Below are 17,447 nucleotides of genomic sequence, written 5' to 3' on the forward strand. Positions count from 1 at the left end.
TCATGATGACTAAACCAGCGAGAATCTGCCATCGCATACGCTGCGGCCCGAACTATGCGACGACTCAGGAAGGGGCTTTCTGCGTAGCCCATGTCTCGAGAGCACCTAAAGCATCGGAAAAATGATTCATGCTATAATTTATTGTTACAGTGCCCCCTCCTTGTGAAGGAACACGAGTGACACGAATATGACCTGTTTTGGCAGTTTTCAGACCAGCCATGGTGGACGGAGTTGTTTGCGTGGTCGCAAGACAGCCTGAAGCATTGCAGACCAGATAAGGTAAATTCAAAGGCTTACCATTATCCATCGTGAGCGTTGGAAGCTTGGTCAGGTCAAACCCGAGTGGAACCATAAGACTCAATTCATATGGACGTGTCGTAATTGGTTCCTTGGTTGATGCAGCTCGAGCGACAATAACCATACCCAGTGCGACTGACTTGCCATCCTGCTGCATCGTCAGCTGTTGGGCTGCAATACACAATGACGCGGCCCGGGTTGCCGGAGCATAAGTGCAGCTTGCTTTCCATGCTCCGAAATTACTCTGGATGGTAGGGGAGACCGTTGGGGCTTTAGATACAGAAGAATCTGCATGTGCAACAAAAGAAATTTCAGAAAAAACGATAATAGAAGAAAGCAGTAATTTTTTATTCACTTTATCGCGCCTTAAATAATTCTAAATTTATAATATTGAAAATATTAATGGTAGAAGACATTCTTAAATATCTATCTCCGAAAAATTTTCTTCCAAAAAATCACAGCGATAAGAACATTCAGACATCTCCCGTTAAGACATTCTTCATGTGTTCTAGCAATGTCTGCTTGAAACAAGAGTCTGAGAGAACAGCATGGAAACAAATTATGTCTTTCTAGATCAGTTCCAACCTTTTGCCGATCTAGCGATATTGATAGGTCATTTTAGAGGGGAAGATATAAGAGTATAAAAATTATAAGTTTATTTGATATTTCTGTAGAGAGAATATCGATGAGCGCCTTGCTACATTCCTATATTGATGTCGAAAAAGATGTTTATACAGAAATAATTCATCCTTTTATTATTGAATCGATTGATGTTTTGGCATCTGTACTCAAAAATACAGATATGATCGGTCGGCGCCATTTTATAGATATGGTATACCACGAAAGTAATCGTAGAACTGAGTTTGCACTTAAGCTGGCAGCTTTTGTTTTGCACGAAGTGAGTAAAATTTCACCACCGGATGCTGGAGCAGTGGCAGCCAACATTATCCAATTAAGTCCGGACCTCGGGATTGGAACAATTAGTACAGGACAATTGCTTTATGCCAGTGCATTGCACGAGGGACGTAGTAAAATAACAAATTTCGACCTCGAGCCTATCCCGTATAATGATAATACAGAAAACACATCACTTGGTTTTCAAGTGGGGAAATATCTAGCATCCAACTGTATTACAAGTTGGGTGTGCATGCTGTCTGTCAGTTCGGAATATGACGTATCTGGCGTTCTGCGTCTCGGTGGGCGCGAAAGCAAAAACGTTATAAACCAGCTGTTTATTTATAACTGTATTAAATCTATCAATGTTTTTTCTGGCATATCTTCTGCGTTTGATGAAATTTATAAACGGGCTAAACTTATATCAACCCGAATTTAATTGCTTTTGCCACAGCCCCACAGGTCGTTTGTGCACAAAGTTTATGCCGAGCCGTCGCAAGATAAAGTCTTACAGTCGCTTCAGAGATATTCAGTCTGTAAGACACTTCCTGCGTCATCAAACCCTCGCCATGGTAAGCAAGACATTCTCGTTCGCGAATGGATAACCGAGGAGGCGCCAGAGCCTCTCGACGCCCTCCATAATTAGCAAACCATTCATGCATGTATGCACCAATCTGAGAGAATGTTGCCGCATAAACCCTTCGCCGATCTTGCCCGAAATCATGGATATTGCGACTTGTTATAGTCAGAAGACCCACTTCACCACGTAACCCTCTTAACGGAATGGACATTCCATCCTTGCCCATATTCTGTTCAGAAAAAAGCTGCATGACCCGTTTCTCTTTCTGAGAAAGTATCTTTATTTCTGACCACAAAAAAGGAAGTGCGCTGGTTAGTGCAGTACGGACTACCGGATCTGAATGAACAAGATTTTTTTCAGTATATAAGATTTGCCATGACAGCGGGTATGTCGTGACCCCCAATTCTCCTCCCTCTCTAACCCAAGGGTTGGATAGAAAGTGGTAGGTAAGATGGGCCGCGCCACTATTATCCCTGATCTCGAATGCCAACTCCTGCATTGTCGAGATGCTTTCGCATGACTGAATGCGTTCGAGAAGGGTATCCCCTAGGGGAAGAAGCGCATTGTGTGTGTCAGGAACCATTACGATTAAGGCCAGCCAAGATGTTCTTGGCTGGCATATAAGATTTTAAGCGGCCAATGCAAATTTTTTATTAATTTCGTCAAGACGCGCCTGCGACACATCAAACGTGGCAAGCGTAATCATCTTCCCGTCGAGTTGAGCACTCATAATAGGTTCAGGTGGCCAGCCCGCACGCTCATAAATCCGTAACATTGGCCGAAAAAAGATACCTGTAAGATGAGTAATTCCGTTTTCGAGGCACGTTTGACACAGAGTGCGTGCTAACTCACCTGTATAATGTATCTCACCAGGTCGTAATGTTGCACAGTAACGGGTGCTTTCCCATATTGTTGGACTATAGATATCCGGGCAATCTGGAAAAAATGAATGAAATTTGTCACGCAACATTGTCGGCCCCGTGGTGGGGATGATACGCATGGATGTTGCGTGTGAACCATCAGGCCGCTCTGCTACGAAATAGAGTGGGTTATACTCCCGGTCATATTCGTCTTCTTCTTTTCCATCTACGACATTAACGTCCCAATTCAGGCGATCTGAAAAAACAATGGCACGTGCTCGAAGCATTTGTAAATATGTTTGACCGTGGTCCTGCCTTTGATTGTAACTAAATACTCTTATCATCACAAAACCTCCCTATGGAGATTTTGATTTATTCTACACCAATATCATTTATAATTAGTTAATATTGATAGGTTAACTAATTATAAATTAATTATATAATTGAAATTATGGCGTATTCGCAGCCGCTTTGAAGCGCCATTTTAATTTGAATACGACGGTAGAGGGTCCGAAAAACCCTATGGTTTTAGCTCTGTCTCTGTGATGACTGGAGGAGTGGCTGATGACGCAGTCTGGTTTCTTTGATGTTGAAGAGCGGCTTACTCGGTTGAGTGGGCTTGGTGACCAACTTGAAGCATTTTCCCGGACTGTGGATTTTGAGGTGTTCCGTCCGGAGTTGAACAAGGCACTGGCCTATTCAGACGGAAGAAAAGGCGGGCGTCCTCCGTTTGATCCAGTGCTGATGTTCAAAATTCTGCTCATCCAGACGCTGAACAATTTGTCCGACGAACGGACGGAATACCTGATCAACGACCGCCTGTCCTTCATGCGCTTCCTTGGTCTGGGGCTGTCTGACCGCATGCCTGATGCCAAGACCGTCTGGCTGTTCCGGGAACGTCTGACACAGGCGCGAGCAATTGATGTTTTGTTCAACCGCTTTGATGCGACCCTGCGGAATGCCGGTTATCTACCCATGTCAGGCCAGATCCTGGACGCTACACTGGTGGCAGCTCCCAAGCAGCGCAATACCAGTGCGGAGAAGGCCGAACTGCGGGAAGGACGGATCCCACAGGATTGGCAGGACAAGCCGTCAAAGCTGTCCCATAAAGATCGTCATGCGCGATGGACGCTGAAGTTCACCAAAGCAAAGCGTCAGGATGACGGGACGATCCCGTCTACGGATCTCGCCATCCCTTTCTTTGGCTATAAATCGCATATTTCCATCGACCGGAAATTTCGGCTGATCCGCAAATGGAAGACGACGGATGCCACTACCAGCGATGGTGCCAGACTACGTGAGGGGCTTCTTGATCGCAGCAATACGGCGTCTGATGTCTGGGCAGATACAGCCTACCGCTCAAAAGCCAATGAAGCCTTCATGGAAAAGCGGGGCTTTGTTTCGAAGGTCCATCGCAAGAAGCCTCATCTCAAACCCATGCTCCGGCATATCCAGCGGTCCAATGCCGGAAAATCCATTATCCGGTCTCGTGTCGAGCATGTCTTTGCCGATCAGAAATCGCAAACGGGATTATTCGTCCGGACCGTGGGCATTACCCGAGCCACCATGAGGATCGGACTGGCCAATATCGTCTATAATATGCGTCGCTTTCTTCTCCTGGAGCGGATTAACGCGATCGCGTAGCAATCCAGAGCATGAGACCCTCTCTCTACTCAATACGCAGAGTGAAAATCAGGTCCACGAACCAGCAATCAACTCGCTAAAAACCTGAAATCAGGCAAAAGGAAAATCAATCAACGGTTCTTCGAACCTTCCAAATGACCGGGCGGAATCCGAATAAGAAATGATGTCGATACGCCGTTGACACGTGGCGTTGTGGCCTGTAGTATCGACTTCGTTAATACGTTATGGTGGTAACGATGAAGGCTGTGGTAAAAAAGTGGGGAAATAGTGCGTCTGTCCGCATCCCCGCCTCAGTGTTGGCAGCGGCTGGTTTGAAGCTGGATCAGCCGGTCGATGTGCGCGAGGAAAGTGGTCGCGTCATCATCGAGCCAGTCACAGTCGCAGAATACGATCTGGCGGATCTGTTGGCAGGGATTACCCCGGAGAATGTTCATTCCGAAGTAAATTTCGGAGCAGCGGTCGGCGGAGAACGTCTCTGATATGGCCGCCTATGTGCCAGATGCCGGCGATATCGTCTGGCTCGATTTTTCGCCGCAGACTGGACACGAGCAGGCCGGTCATCGACCTGCCGTCGTTCTCTCGCCGGTGGCTTATAATCGGATTGGCCTGATGCTGTGCTGCCCGCTGACCACCAAACGGAAGGGCTATCCCTTCGAAGTCGCAATCGACAACGACCGGCAGAGCGCGGCTCTTGCGGATCAAGTGAAGTCACTCGACTGGCGGGCGCGTTGTGCGAAGAAGAAAGGTCGTGTGTCTGAGAAAGAACTATCGGAAATCCGAGCGAAAGCCCGCGCACTGATCGGCAAATAAGTGAATCACCATGGGTGACAACCAGACGACCATAAGGAAAATAAGCACCATGATCGCTCTCGCTGCGATCATGGTGCTTCGTTGCCCTGTGGCATTTGCTGACGTGGATGCTATTCAGATCGAGAACTCAAACACCAAGCCAAGTATTATCGTACCGGCCGTTCATGGTCCCATCTTTGGGATTCAGGCTCCAAGTGCAGCCGTCTTCGTAGGAAAAACAGTGCTTGTTTCTGAAGGGACGGCAGATAGAAACGCGGATACCCAACCTGACAAGCTCGAACACCCCATATCTGAAATCGCACTTGATTCCACTGTTTTTGCCTCATGGGTCCATGGAATAGATATCGAAAAGCTTAAAGCCAGACTGCAACCGCATCTCGCGTGCTATACTGGTCAGGAAATGCTTCGAACGGGCAATACGGAGATGTTCACGCGGGTGCTGTTGAACATGCAAACAGCAAGATTAGCCGAATTTATTCTCGAAATGCCGTGCCCGCAACCAGCAACTCTATCCCGTGATGCTGTCGTGCATGCTGAAGCGCAAAAATCAGGCGTCCTTATCAAGTGGCTCGAACATCTCGACGAATGGAAGGCGGTACAAAAGGAAATTCCGGATGACTACTATCGTGACGCAATCGTTGAGATGCTTAAACGACCTGATGAAAACCTTTCATCCCCCCCATTTGTTTCCTTCGTTCAAAATGGACAATATGATGAATTGGATGCATGGATCCGAGAGCGTAAAGTCACGCCAAGCGAGAAGAAAATGTATGATTACGAAATTACCAAGCGTACCCGCCTAATGTATCGGGATATGGCGCCATATCTACGATCCGGCGGTGCGGTTATTTTGATCGGAGCAGCCCATATAGGTGGACCAGATGGACTAGCGGCTCTACTGCGACGCGATGGGTATCATTTGCGTCCGATCACGCTGCCCGCGAATAAATAAACTATGTCACGGTAATCGGACGCTTTTTGATCACGGGATATCGCTACTGACGGGCAGCAATGACCGAAAAACATTATCAAAAGTAAGCTTATTATTCACAGAAAATCCATATATGTGCTATAAAATTGCGGTGGTTCTGCCTGCGGAATCTTTAATTAGAAATTATGCATTGAAGGTAAGTTTATGAAAAATACTACCCTGGCTGGATGCCTGACTGCTCTTCTGGCTCTGTCAGCCTGTGCTTCAAGCGGGAATGAATCCATCAAGAACGAAACTGGCGCGACAGTCGACCAGAAAATTCAGGACGGCGTCACAACCAAAGATCAGGTTCGCGCTCAATTTGGTGACCCAATGGATACCAGCTTCACCGATAGTGGTCATGAAGTTTGGAAATATGCTTTCACCAAATCTAAAGAGGACGGGACAAATTTCATCCCTTACTATGGCATGTTCTCCTCTGGCTCCCACGGAACTGAGAAACAGCTTTCCATAATCTTTAATGGGAATAAGGTCTGGCATCATTCCCTGTCGAATTCCGCAGTGAAATCGCACGGCGGCCTCGGTAGTTGATTTCAGGAATATAAAATCCAGCCTGATGACATCAGGCTGGTTCCCACTGTCGAAGTATAACTGCGAGTTGAAGGTGATTGCAGTCGGAACTGTGAAATGAGCGTAGATAACCCTGTTCAGGTCGGTGCGGGTCTGTCTACTCCAGTCCGCCGCCTCGGTCGTGAAAAACTGGCGGAGCGGACGGTTGAAACAGTCCTTCAGCTCACACCGGACACCGAGACTGTCGCCGCAACACTCCATGGCGCTGGACTACGTTTTTCCCGCAAAGCCGAGACCCTCAGGCGGGAAGCTTCCCGTACCGTCCGAACCGAAGCAAAAGGGTTCGATTTTTCGATATTCGCAGATTTAGACGAACTTCAGGAACAAGCGCGGCTTTCCCTGCAGGAAGCGGTCGATACTTTTCTGCACCTGCTGGCACAGGCAGAGGATGAGCGGTTCCAGATTGAGCAGATCACACAGAATACGACCGTGGAACAGAGACTGAATGATCCGGCTTTCCGTGCCAGACGGGAAGCGGCAGGCAGGGTTTTCTATCAGGCATGGCATGGGGGTCACTGGATAGCAGGGGCATGGGAGGCTTTTGGCAAGGTGTTCGATGCCTACCGTAAAGCCAATCCCGCGCGCCCGGCCGCTCTTGCCAGCAACGACACGGGACATGCCCGTCAGGATTTGGTCGCGCGCAAGATCGTTTCTCTCGATGCATGGAAGTCGGCCGATCGGTAGGTATCGAAGATGCAGATCATGAGCGCGTGGCGGCCTTGTAGCGTGGATCCGCATGTAGCCGCGCCATGGCACGCTGGCGAATTTCGTCTGTCGTGATTTCTCCCCGGACGTACGCTTCCAGATCTGCGGCTGCCTCTGGAGAAACCCGCTGCCCTTCCCGGGCGGCACTGGCCAGCGCGTCCTGAACCGCCTGCAGGCGGCGCTCTGTGTCAGAGTCTGTGAGCTGTTTCACGCGTTACCTCATCGTTGACATCGCATTTTACCTCCAGATGCCGCCCTGAGCGAGTCACGAAAGCTTCGCCATTCCAGTTTCCCCGCCAGATCAGACGGATAGCAGCAGCGGGCCTCGCGCGGACCGGAATTCCCTTGCGTTCCTGTTTTGTTCTGTTGTAGCCATAAGGGGTAAAGGAGCGACCCCATGCACCAGAACAAGACTGATACGCTGGATCTTCTGCGCGAGAAAATCCGCCGGATGGAAGCCCCCCAGCACACGTCGGCCGACCGGCTACCAACCGGGTTTACAGCCATCGACACGCATCTGGACGGCGGCCTTGCACAAGGCTGCGTGCATGAAGTATTCAGCGCCGGACGTGATAGTGTTTTCTCATCCCGCTCAGCAGCCTTCGTCGCTCATGTGCTGGCCCGCACCACCGGGCCAGTGATCTGGGCCAGTGAGGACTACCCTGACCTGTCCGCCCCGGGCATCCGTCAGTCCGGCCTTAATCCCGGTCGCCTGCTCTGCGTCACCACCCGCAAGGGCGGTCTGGAAGCTTTGTGCGAGGACGTGCTGAACGAACGCGGGGTCTGTGCCCTGGTCGCGGATATCCGTATACCGCTTACGCTCACCCAGTCCCGCCGCCTCGTGCTGGCTGCCAGTCGAAGCCACGTCAGTGGCTTCCTGCTCTGTCGCACGGCAGGGGCTCAGAATGACCCGCCAGCCAGCGCCAGCATGACCCGCTGGCGGATTGGGGGCAGCCCCTCAACACTGCGCACCGATCTCCCCTCTCTTTCTCCGGTTGCCGGCGCAGAGCGCTGGGCTGTCGAACTGCTGCGTCATCGCGGTGGACCTGGCGGCACCTGGATCATTACCCCGACACGCCATGACCCGACGTATTCTCTCCCTGTGGCTGCCCCTTTGGCCGATCGAGCGACACCAGAAACAGCAGCCATCCCCTTCACGCAGCGGACTGGCGCTCTACGCGCCTGAGCGTGGCCGGCTTCTGGTGACAGCAGCCGATCCCATAGCCCTGCGACTGGGGATATGCCACGGGATGCCATTGGCACAGGCCAGGGCCATGCAACCGGAGCTGCACGTGGCGCAGGCCGAACCTGCGGCCGATCAGGCCGCACTGGAGGCGCTCACCCTGTGGTGCCAGTGGCTGTCGCCCCTCACGGCCACCGATGGCGCCGATGGCGTGTGGGTGGAGACCACTGGCTGTGATCATCTTTTTGGAGGTGAGGACCAGATGGCTGAACACCTGCTGACCCGTCTTGCAAAGGCCGGTTATTCGGCCCGGATCGCGATCGCAGATACAGCAGCCATAGCGGCGGCTGTCGCCCGCAGCAGCCACCGGTCCATCACCCTCATTCCCCCGAGGGGGCAGGAGAGTGTTCTGCGCGAACTACCTCTGGCCAGCCTGCGACTTGAACCTGAGACACTGGCGACCCTGCGCCGTCTGGGTCTGGTACGTGTCGGCCAGCTGCTGGATATGCCCCGCGCGCCTCTGGCACGCCGCTTCGGGCAGGCCCTGCCCGACCGGCTTGATCAGGCGATGGGACGGCTGCCTGAACCCCTTTCCTTCAGGACAGCACCACAGGCTTTCCGCGCTTCTGGTACACTGGTTGAGCCAATCAGCACGGCCCCAGCCATTGCCAGCGCTCTGGAAAACCTCGTGGCGGAACTGGCAGACACCCTGAGCCGGCGGGGGCACGGCGCGCGCCAACTGCAGGTGCAGTGCATGCGGGTCGATGGCACACTCCAGAGCCTTCAGATTGGACTATCGAACCCCAGCGCCGATCCTGTCCGGCTGAACCGGCTTCTGGCCGAGCGGATCGAAACCATAGAACCGGGCTTCGGGATTGAAGCCTTTACCCTCAGTGCAACAGAAACAGCCCCACTGGACGCCCCGACCACCCGGGACTGGCTGACACCCACCACCGATCCCGCAGGCCTGCCTGCCCTCCTTGAGCGTCTTGGGGGACGGGTCGGGATTCAACGCCTCTCGCGCCTGCACGATGGAGGCAGCCAGTTTCCTGAATGCGAACAGGCTTATACGGGGTGTGAGCGCGTGCAGGGTATGGCGGAACACTTCTCAGTCGGTCCTCATGGGCCACGACCTGCCCGGTTACTCCCAGCGCCAGCTTCCATTACCGTTACGGCGTCCTGGCCTGACGGCGCGCCCAAAGCCTTCCGCTGGAGGCGTGCCACGCACACTATTCGCGGGCTGATCGGCCCAGAGCGGGTGTGGAGCGACTGGTGGCATGACCCCCAGAGCGCTTGCGCGCGCGATTACTGGGTAGCCGAGACGGCAGAGGGCGAACGCTTCTGGTTGTTCGTCGCTCATGATGGCACGGGTCCGGCTAAAGGGCGGGCCGTATGGTTCCTGCATGGGCTTTTCTGATGCAGCGCCCGCCAGACCTTCCCGGCCTGCGTCCGGCCCGCACAGACGACATCGCCGATGCCCTCATGCACGCGTTATGTCATGATGGTCGCCGCCGGGTGCATGATGCGGACGAGCTGATGGCCCGACTGGTTGCTGAGCGGTTGGTCGCCCATCTCGAACGCTGTGGCTTCATCCTGTGCCGTGCGCAGGACACAGGCAGCCAAACAGCTTCAGCCCATCCGCACCCGACCGAGGCCCGCTGTGAGTGAGGCAGGCTATGTCGAGTTGCAGGTGGCGACCTGTTTCTCGTTCCTGCGCGGGGCCAGCCATCCCGGTGAACTGATGCAGCAGGCCAGAGCACTGGGCTACACGACATTGGGTATCACCGATTACAATTCGGTGGCCGGACTGGTACGTGCCCATGACGCGGCGACTGAGCACGGTATCCGCCTCATTCCGGGGGCACGGCTGGAGCTGGAAGAGGGCGCGAGCCTGCTCGCCTATCCACGGGATCGGGAGGGTTGGGCGTCGCTGTGTCGGCTGTTGACGCTGGGTGCGCGCCGTGGACCGCATGATGCGTTCCAGCTCCGCTGGCAGGATCTGACGCGCGAAGCACGTAATCTGATTCTGATTCTGCTCCCCAGTGATGACCAGCGCCTGCAGGGCGACATGGAACGGCTGGCAGAACTGGCCCGCCAGAAAGACGTCGGCCCGACCTATGTCGCGCTCACACGCCGTTTCGAGGGGCATGAGAGCGAACGACTGGCGTGGATTGCGCGGCTTTGTGTCCAAAACGGCGCGCTCCCCGTCGTAACGGGAGATGTACTGTGGCATGACCCGTCCCGCCAGATCCTCCATGACGTGATGACGGCTATTCGTTGCCACCGCACTCTCGAAACACTGGGAGCGGAACGCACCCGGCATCTCTCCCGCCACCTGCGCGGCCCGAGCGAGATCCGTGCCCTGTTCCCCGGTTATGAGGACGCTCTGGTGCGCAGCCAGGAGATTGCCGCCGCTTGTCGTTTTTCGCTGGAGGATCTGCGCTACCAGTATCCCGATGAGACTGACGGAAGCGGTGAGACACCGCAGGCCGTTTTAACCCGCCTCGTCAGGGCCGGCGTGCCTTATCGCTATCCAACAGGCACCCCTGTCGATGTCCGTCAGCAGCTCGATCACGAACTGGGCCTGATCGAACGTCTTGGCTATGCGCCGTATTTCCTGACGGTAAATACCATCGTCGCCTATGCCCGCTCACGCGGCATCTTATGCCAGGGCCGCGGTTCAGCCGCCAATTCTGCCGTGTGTTACGTGCTGGGGATCACGGCCATTGATCCCGTCCGCTCAGGCCTTCTGTTCGAACGCTTTGTCTCCGAAGAGCGGCAGGAGCCACCTGACATCGATGTGGATTTCGAAGCCGACCGGCGCGAGGAAGTTATCCAGTGGATCTATCGGCGCTATGGTCGCTCCCATGCGGCCCTGTGCGCCACTCTTATGCGTTTCCAGCCTAAAGGGGCGCTGCGGGAAGTCGGCAGGGCATTCGGTCTGCCAGAGGATCTTCTGGGCCAGATGTCGAAACATCTGGCCAGTGCCCTGCACGACGAGGCCCTGCTTGCCGAACGGCTGGCACAGATCGGCCTGTCTGCTGGCGACAGGCGACTTGGCATGGTCTTGCAACTTGCCCGTCTACTGGTGGGCTTTCCGCGCCAGTATGGCACCCATCCCGGCGGGTTCGTGCTGACCGCTGACCGGCTCGACGAACTGGTGCCCGTGCGCCCCGCCGCCATGGCGGAACGCCAGACCCTGGTCTGGGACAAGGATGACATCGACCGGATGCGCATGATGAAGGTCGATGTGCTGGGCCTTGGCATGCTCGGCTGTCTGCGGCGCTGTTTTGACCTCATCCAGTCACGCTACCACCGCACGCTCGACATGACGGCAATCCCGCCCGAGGACCGCGCGACCTACCAGATGATTGCCCGGGCGGACACGCTGGGGACGTTCCAGATCGAGAGCCGCGCGCAGATGGCCATGCTGCCGCGCACAAAGCCCGCCACCTTCTACGATCTGGTTGTGCAGGTCGCCATCGTGCGCCCTGGTCCCATTACTGGCGACATGGTCCATCCCTATCTGCGACGCCGGGCGGGAGAAGAAGCTCCGGACTGCCCCAGCCCCGCCCTACAGCGTATTCTGGGCAAGACACTCGGCATTCCGCTGTTTCAGGAGCAGGCCATGCAGGTTGCGGTGCATTGTGCGGGCTTTACTGGTGGGGAAGCAGACCAGCTCCGGCGCTCCATGGGTACCTTCCGCTCCACGGGTGGTGTCCACCATATGAAGGCCCGTTTGCTGGGCGGCATGATTGCCAATGGATATGATCCAGCTTTCGCTGCGCGCATTTGGACACAGCTGGAAGGCTTCGGAGCGTATGGTTTCCCCGAAAGCCATGCGGCGAGTTTCGCGCTGATTGCCTACGCCTCGGCCTGGCTGAAATGCCATTATCCCGATGTGTTCTGTGCCGCTCTGCTCAACAGCCAGCCCATGGGGTTTTATGCCCCGGCCCAGATTGTACGCGACGCGCGCGAACATGGGGTGGAAGTCCGGCCGGTCTGCATCAATGCCTCACGCTGGGACTGCACGTTGGAGACAGGACGCAATGGAGCGCGGCAGGCTGTGCGTCTGGGTTTCCGACTGGTGTCGGGCCTATCGTGTGATGCAATAGCCCGGCTGATCCTCGCCCGTGGGGCGGGGTATGACAGTCTGGATGATGTCTGGCGCCGCTCGGATGTACCGCTGTCTTTGCTGGAAAAGCTCGCCGAAGCGGATGCCTTTCGCGCACTGGGGGCCGACAGGCGACAGGCCTTGTGGACGCTCAAGGGTTTTGGCGCAGCCCCGCTACCTCTTTTTGAAGCGGCCGACCGGGGGCGGAATGCACCGACCCCCGAACTCTGGGAGCCTGACCCGCAATTACCCGAAGTCTCGGCAGGCAACGCCGTGGTGGAAGATTACCATGCAACAGGACTAAGCCTGCGCGCCCATCCGCTCAGCTTCCTGCGCGACACGCTTGCCCGTCAGGAGATTACCCCCATTGCGGATCTGCCACAGGTCCGCGATGGCGCGTTCGTGCGGGTAGCCGGTCTGGTGCTGATGCGCCAGAGGCCCTCTACCGCGAACGGGGTCATGTTCATGACGATCGAAGACGAAACCGGCACAGCCAATCTGGTTTTGTGGAAAGATCGCGTGACAGCGCAACGGGCCATTATTGTTGGATCGGGCTTCATCGCGGCTTACGCGCGCCTCCAGCGCGAAGGTGATGTGACCCATCTGGTCGTGCGCTTTGTCGAGGATCTCCAGCCAATGCTCTCCCGCCTTAGCACCGAAAGCGGGCGAGATATTGCGATCAGTTCACGGGATTTTCGCTAAAACCTCAGTCGGGACGTTTACGTTTTCGGTTGGATTTAGGCAGCGCACCTTTCAGCATAGGAGCCTGATTCGGGTCCTTCTTGCGTCGGACAGGCATTTTGCGTCCGTGCTTCCGTTTGTACTCATTAGCCGCGCATTTCTCAGAATAGGCTTTGGGCACCATAGGATAATCCGGTGGCAGTCCCCATTTTTCACGGTATTCGTCAGGTGTCATGTTGTATATGCGCCTGAGATGGCTCTTCAGAAGCTTCATGTGCCGGCCATCTTCAAGACAGATAATATAATTATGGAAAACGGATTCTTCGATTGGCACGGCCGGAATTTCCGGTTCCGGTTCCTCCACCGGGATGTGCGCTTCTTCCAGAGACCTATAAACCAGCTTGATCAGAGCAGGGAGTTTTTCCAAATCCATCGGGTTCCCGGCAAGGAATCCCTTAACGATCGTGGCCGTCATCCGTTTGAGATCGTCAGGTGTTGGTCGGTCGGTGCTGGACATAAATCGAAATATTCCCTGAACATCTGGCGCAAAGCGCATAAGCAGAAGGCAGGGTCTGTGGCAGGATTCCATGGTTTTTGAAAGGCACCCCGCCAGAGTCGTCCCTGGAAAATACTGCCGCCAGTCACCACTACTGGAGGAATAGTGTACCAGACGGTGCTTGCGCCGCATAGAAAAGCGCAAGACACGCCCATTCCTCCAGTCGAGTAGCCAGATCATCTGCCCGTCTGGCCAAAGCCAACATTTCTGGAAACCAATAAAGATCGCTGTCTACAGCCGCATGGATTACGTCTGTGTTGTCAACGAAATTTCTCAAGTCTTGAATAAATGCAGCACGTAGTCGCGCCCCGCCCATGTCGTTGTTTATTGCCGGCATATCAGTGCCTCTGAGCCGTCGTCGAAGAAGACTGAGCATCCTGCTGCAGTCTCCCGATCTGAAGCTGCACAAGCGTCTTAAGATCATCAGATATCTTTTTGAGAATCTTCTCCTGTCGCATCTGCACGCGGATCAGTTTGTCCAGTCGCGTCCTCATACACCGGCATAATTTGGTAGGCCGTTTTCAGCGACCGCAGAATGCCCGGTGTCGGTTTGGCACCGTTAAGTTTGGCGACTTCTTGCCATGCGGTATCGTCGTCTGTCGCCGGCAGGTGTCCCATCACATCAGAAAGGGAGCCGTCTACAGTTAGCCGGTAGAGCGTATATCCGCATGGTATGTTCTGGCTATTTTCCATGAGTGACATCCATTGTAGCGTCATTCTGTCGCACGAGGCGGGACATACCCATTCTGGTCGGCCCCATAATTAGCGTGTGCTCTTGGATCTCTGTCTGCTCAAAACTAAACGGCGTGGCGTCCTTCTGCAGCCCAATGACCGCAAGACCTTTCCATGGAGTTTCGGTTGTTTTTCTATCAGTCATGATCTTCCTCGGTTATTGGCAGCGCCGCCATTTCTGCAAACCACGCTTTATGGACGGCTTCGGGCATCCGGCAACTGTTGCCATCGGCCTCAATTAGTCCCACATGCAAAAGATAGTCGGTTGTCGCAGCATCCATTGCAGGTAAATCATCGCCATATCCGATGGCATCAAGAACCGCCCGCTGCTCGGGTGTCTTTGCCTGACCCAGAAGGGTCGTGGGCTGTTGTTTTTCAGTCATCTTGACCCCATTGAGGGGGAGTGCCGCAAACTTATGTCATGCCCGGTGACCGGACGGACCAGACACTGCCTGCTTTACCTGCGCTGGGAGTCGCTGCCGGGAAAAGATAAGCCTGATCGACAGGTCGGTGTTGTCACCAAGTTGAAGATCAACAGTTTCTGCATGATCGGGAGACAATATCACCGTACGGCGTACTTCACGACCGACCGTTATTGGACATTGTGCGTCATTGCAGTCTGGCATATCGACCAATTTGACGTCCGATACCATGACATCAATTTTCACGCCATCGTTGGGAAGGCGTGTGGCAGTGGTGGTGCCAAGGATACCTGTCTCGATCGTGCCAGGCACGAGGTCAATATGGGTAAGGCCCGTTTTCTTGTCTTTCGTGTGAATCACTTTGGAAAGGTAGGTAATGTTTTCCCCTTTATGCAGGAAAACTACTTTCTCGCCGTCTATTTTCACATAACCATGAAACTCTAAAACCTGAGTGCGGGGAAGCACTATGGATGCTCCATCCACCTCTTTATTTGTTAGACCCAAAAGCTGCATCCCCTGCGCCGTCATGGTGATCACGTCTTTGCCGTTCAGGGACTGTTCTGAAATATAACCGTCCGTAGACCGGATATTGCTGGTGTCTGTCGCATGAACGATGTGCTGATAAGAGTGGATATTTTCCGCGCGAACCGTCGAACTGGCAAAACAGGCCAGCAGACCAAGAGCCGGCATTGTCCTGCGCCCCCATAACCGCACGTTCAACGCCCGGATATTTCGACCATCAGGTGCCATATATGTGCCTGCGGGTTTGCGAACCATGAGGTAAATCCTTTCAGTTGAGCCGAACCATCCGGCTCCTTCCCTCATTGTATTCGCACCCGTTGTGACGCTGTTTTCACCCGGCCTGTCGCACGTTCTGGGATTTGCGACATATCCTGTGCCAGCGTGTCCTTCAGGGCGTAAAGACTGCGGTCGAGGTGGAGTGTTCCACGCACTCCGCGTTCGACCAGGGCCCGGAAATACGCATCGGGGTGACGGATCTGTTCGCCCTGATCCTTGCGCGTCGCCATGACGATGACCGCCACAGCAGCTTCAAACCGCCCCAGAGCGATGCAGCCGGTTTTCCACGACTGGTAGCCAATGCCGATCTGGCCGGAAAGCAGTTCAGCAGCGTCGGTGAGCTGGGCACGGTCGGGTGCGGCTGAGGCACACAGATCCCGCAAGGCAGGACACACCGTCAGAAAGAACGTGCTGGTGCCCGGGAAGCCCCGCAGAATGGATGCTTCCAGCCCCTCGGATGGTTCACGCTGAGACACCTGCCCTGCACGCCGCATTGCCTCAATGCGATTGCGCCCATCGGGCGCTACTACAACAACTTCTTTAGGTTTTTTGTTATTTCTTTCTGTATAGTGGGTGCCAGATTGCGCATCCATGGGTGCCATTTCTGGGGTACACCGGACAGAATCTGGCAGCCTGTCGATACGGTTTTCCGCAGGCTTTTCCACAGGTTTCACACGCGTCCAGAGCGCTTTCATGATGTCGTGATAGCTGACCAGCGTATCAATCAGATCCGTGCCGCGACGGAGCCGCATGATCCGTGCGGCTTCCAGTGCGGTTGCCTCATCGCCCCGCAGCTCGGCCGCCACGCGCACCTGCTCGTTCAGATCGGCAATGGCTTCACGCAGAAACGCTACTTCCGCGCGCTGTCGTCTGCCGATCTCGAGCTGGGCCTGCAGGTCCGGCCACCGATAGCGCAGGGACGCCAGACTGAATCCAACCTGCGACATGCCTTCCTGCCCCTGCCAGCGCCGCCCTCGCTGTCCGTTCCGGCCGTCACAGGGCACGATCATCCCGGCCTCGGCCAGCTCTCTGACCGCCCGCCTCAAAGCCGTAAGCGACAACCCCGTCCAGGACATCAGTGTCGCGTTATGGGCGTAGATAAAAGGGGTTGAGAGCATTTCCCAGCTCTCCGGCCGGGTTTTCTCGATCATCCGTTCCAGCAGCCCACGTGCGCTGCGCGTCAATGGAAAGGTGCGGGGCAAAGCCCTGATCGTATTCAGGACGGCGTATTTATCCGGATAGTCCGGTGGAAGGCCGAGCAGTTCATCACGCGCCTTGAGCATGGCGGGCGTGAGGGTGCGTTTTCCCCGTCTGCGGATCGGGCAGAGGTCATCAGTGTGTGTCTGGGGCACAGCTCAAAAGTTCCAGTGCTATGGGTCATGACAGACCTCTCGGCACAGGCATCTGGACAAACCTTCCCCGTTCGCAATTTGCTTGCGTTTCGAGCGGAAGCTGGCTATAGGGAAAGGGCAATCTTCTTCCCCTATAGCTTATGGTTCGTTACAGGTGCCCTGGCTTTTCCGGTCTGCAAACCGGGAGAGGCAGGGTTTTCCTTTTTGTGGCTACGTCATTGGTGGGCCTCGAATGGGGTGGCACGGACTCGCAATCAG

General features: G+C 54.8%; 20 protein-coding genes. 11 read left to right on the forward strand and 9 right to left on the reverse strand.

Going from position 1 to position 17,447, the window contains the following annotated elements:
- Positions 1-64: 64 nt before the first annotated feature.
- A complete protein-coding gene (locus tag ACSYTG_RS13425; RefSeq protein WP_491706471.1) occupies positions 65-652 on the reverse strand; it encodes an invasion associated locus B family protein in 588 nt (195 codons plus the stop codon).
- Positions 653-982: 330 nt separating this feature from the next.
- On the opposite strand from ACSYTG_RS13425, the gene ACSYTG_RS13430 reads away from it, so the two are divergent.
- On the forward strand, positions 983-1,630 hold the full coding sequence (locus ACSYTG_RS13430; RefSeq protein WP_489784243.1) for a hypothetical protein: 648 nt from the start codon (positions 983-985) through the stop codon (positions 1,628-1,630).
- On the opposite strand, the gene ACSYTG_RS13435 is transcribed toward ACSYTG_RS13430, so the two are convergent.
- Positions 1,611-2,270, reverse strand: coding sequence for a helix-turn-helix transcriptional regulator (locus ACSYTG_RS13435; RefSeq protein WP_165926410.1), 660 nt, complete (start codon positions 2,268-2,270; stop codon positions 1,611-1,613). The two genes, ACSYTG_RS13430 and ACSYTG_RS13435, sit on opposite strands and share 20 nt — an antisense overlap.
- A gap of 129 nt (positions 2,271-2,399) precedes the next feature.
- Positions 2,400-2,975 carry an acyl-homoserine-lactone synthase gene (locus tag ACSYTG_RS13440; protein ID WP_491706483.1) on the reverse strand — a complete coding sequence of 192 codons (576 nt, stop codon included), beginning with the start codon at positions 2,973-2,975 and terminating at the stop codon, positions 2,400-2,402.
- 217 nt (positions 2,976-3,192) lie between these two features.
- Between ACSYTG_RS13440 and ACSYTG_RS13445 the strand changes: the two genes are divergently transcribed.
- The 6 genes from ACSYTG_RS13445 (at position 3,193) to ACSYTG_RS13470 (ending at position 7,330) form a co-directional block, all read left to right on the forward strand.
- Positions 3,193-4,275 carry an IS5 family transposase gene (locus ACSYTG_RS13445; RefSeq protein WP_415420795.1) on the forward strand — a complete coding sequence of 361 codons (1,083 nt, stop codon included), beginning with the start codon at positions 3,193-3,195 and terminating at the stop codon, positions 4,273-4,275.
- Between the two features lie 236 nt (positions 4,276-4,511).
- Entirely contained in the window at positions 4,512-4,754 is a 243-nt protein-coding gene (locus ACSYTG_RS13450) for an AbrB/MazE/SpoVT family DNA-binding domain-containing protein (protein ID WP_373319922.1), read from the forward strand.
- 1 nt (position 4,755) lies between these two features.
- Positions 4,756-5,085 carry an endoribonuclease MazF gene (gene mazF / locus ACSYTG_RS13455; RefSeq protein WP_165992561.1) on the forward strand — a complete coding sequence of 110 codons (330 nt, stop codon included), beginning with the start codon at positions 4,756-4,758 and terminating at the stop codon, positions 5,083-5,085.
- Between the two features lie 49 nt (positions 5,086-5,134).
- Positions 5,135-6,037 carry a TraB/GumN family protein gene (locus tag ACSYTG_RS13460; RefSeq protein WP_165992560.1) on the forward strand — a complete coding sequence of 301 codons (903 nt, stop codon included), beginning with the start codon at positions 5,135-5,137 and terminating at the stop codon, positions 6,035-6,037.
- A gap of 183 nt (positions 6,038-6,220) precedes the next feature.
- The gene (gene bamE / locus ACSYTG_RS13465; protein WP_083503713.1) at positions 6,221-6,607 is read left to right on the forward strand and encodes an outer membrane protein assembly factor BamE domain-containing protein; all 387 of its coding nucleotides are present in this window, start codon (positions 6,221-6,223) and stop codon (positions 6,605-6,607) included.
- Between the two features lie 96 nt (positions 6,608-6,703).
- The gene (locus tag ACSYTG_RS13470) at positions 6,704-7,330 is read left to right on the forward strand and encodes a hypothetical protein (RefSeq protein WP_415420786.1); all 627 of its coding nucleotides are present in this window, start codon (positions 6,704-6,706) and stop codon (positions 7,328-7,330) included.
- Positions 7,331-7,346: 16 nt separating this feature from the next.
- Here the strand turns inward: ACSYTG_RS13470 and ACSYTG_RS13475 are convergent, their stop codons facing one another.
- Positions 7,347-7,562 carry an antitoxin VbhA family protein gene (locus ACSYTG_RS13475; protein WP_253531379.1) on the reverse strand — a complete coding sequence of 72 codons (216 nt, stop codon included), beginning with the start codon at positions 7,560-7,562 and terminating at the stop codon, positions 7,347-7,349.
- Between the two features lie 186 nt (positions 7,563-7,748).
- Here ACSYTG_RS13475 and ACSYTG_RS13480 point away from each other — a divergent pair, with 186 nt between their 5' ends.
- Genes ACSYTG_RS13480 through ACSYTG_RS13495 form a run of 4 tightly spaced genes read left to right on the forward strand, consistent with a single transcriptional unit; the run spans position 7,749 to position 13,350 of the window.
- Positions 7,749-8,537, forward strand: a complete 789-nt coding sequence (locus ACSYTG_RS13480) for an ImuA family protein (RefSeq protein WP_415420785.1) — start codon at positions 7,749-7,751, stop codon at positions 8,535-8,537.
- Entirely contained in the window at positions 8,431-9,951 is a 1,521-nt protein-coding gene (locus ACSYTG_RS13485; protein WP_489784100.1) for a DUF6504 family protein, read from the forward strand. Before ACSYTG_RS13480 ends, ACSYTG_RS13485 begins: the two co-directional genes overlap by 107 nt.
- Positions 9,927-10,202, forward strand: coding sequence for a hypothetical protein (locus ACSYTG_RS13490; RefSeq protein WP_489784099.1), 276 nt, complete (start codon positions 9,927-9,929; stop codon positions 10,200-10,202). The genes ACSYTG_RS13485 and ACSYTG_RS13490 overlap by 25 nt, the downstream gene beginning before the upstream one ends.
- Positions 10,195-13,350 carry an error-prone DNA polymerase gene (locus ACSYTG_RS13495; RefSeq protein WP_489784098.1) on the forward strand — a complete coding sequence of 1,052 codons (3,156 nt, stop codon included), beginning with the start codon at positions 10,195-10,197 and terminating at the stop codon, positions 13,348-13,350. Before ACSYTG_RS13490 ends, ACSYTG_RS13495 begins: the two co-directional genes overlap by 8 nt.
- A gap of 4 nt (positions 13,351-13,354) precedes the next feature.
- Here the strand turns inward: ACSYTG_RS13495 and ACSYTG_RS13500 are convergent, their stop codons facing one another.
- From ACSYTG_RS13500 to repC, 5 genes are all read right to left on the reverse strand, one after another.
- Positions 13,355-13,846, reverse strand: a complete 492-nt coding sequence (locus ACSYTG_RS13500; protein WP_198912040.1) for a Ros/MucR family transcriptional regulator — start codon at positions 13,844-13,846, stop codon at positions 13,355-13,357.
- 462 nt (positions 13,847-14,308) lie between these two features.
- The gene (locus tag ACSYTG_RS13505) at positions 14,309-14,578 is read right to left on the reverse strand and encodes a hypothetical protein (RefSeq protein ID WP_143221915.1); all 270 of its coding nucleotides are present in this window, start codon (positions 14,576-14,578) and stop codon (positions 14,309-14,311) included.
- 176 nt (positions 14,579-14,754) lie between these two features.
- A complete protein-coding gene (locus tag ACSYTG_RS13510) occupies positions 14,755-15,000 on the reverse strand; it encodes a hypothetical protein (protein WP_095350048.1) in 246 nt (81 codons plus the stop codon).
- Between the two features lie 36 nt (positions 15,001-15,036).
- A complete protein-coding gene (locus ACSYTG_RS13515; protein ID WP_489784097.1) occupies positions 15,037-15,816 on the reverse strand; it encodes a hypothetical protein in 780 nt (259 codons plus the stop codon).
- A 44-nt stretch (positions 15,817-15,860) separates the two neighbouring features.
- Entirely contained in the window at positions 15,861-17,189 is a 1,329-nt protein-coding gene (gene repC / locus ACSYTG_RS13520; protein ID WP_489784096.1) for a replication initiation protein RepC, read from the reverse strand.
- Between the last annotated feature and the right edge of the window lie 258 nt (positions 17,190-17,447).

It is taken from the genome of Acetobacter sp. ESL1128, from assembly GCF_058505085.1.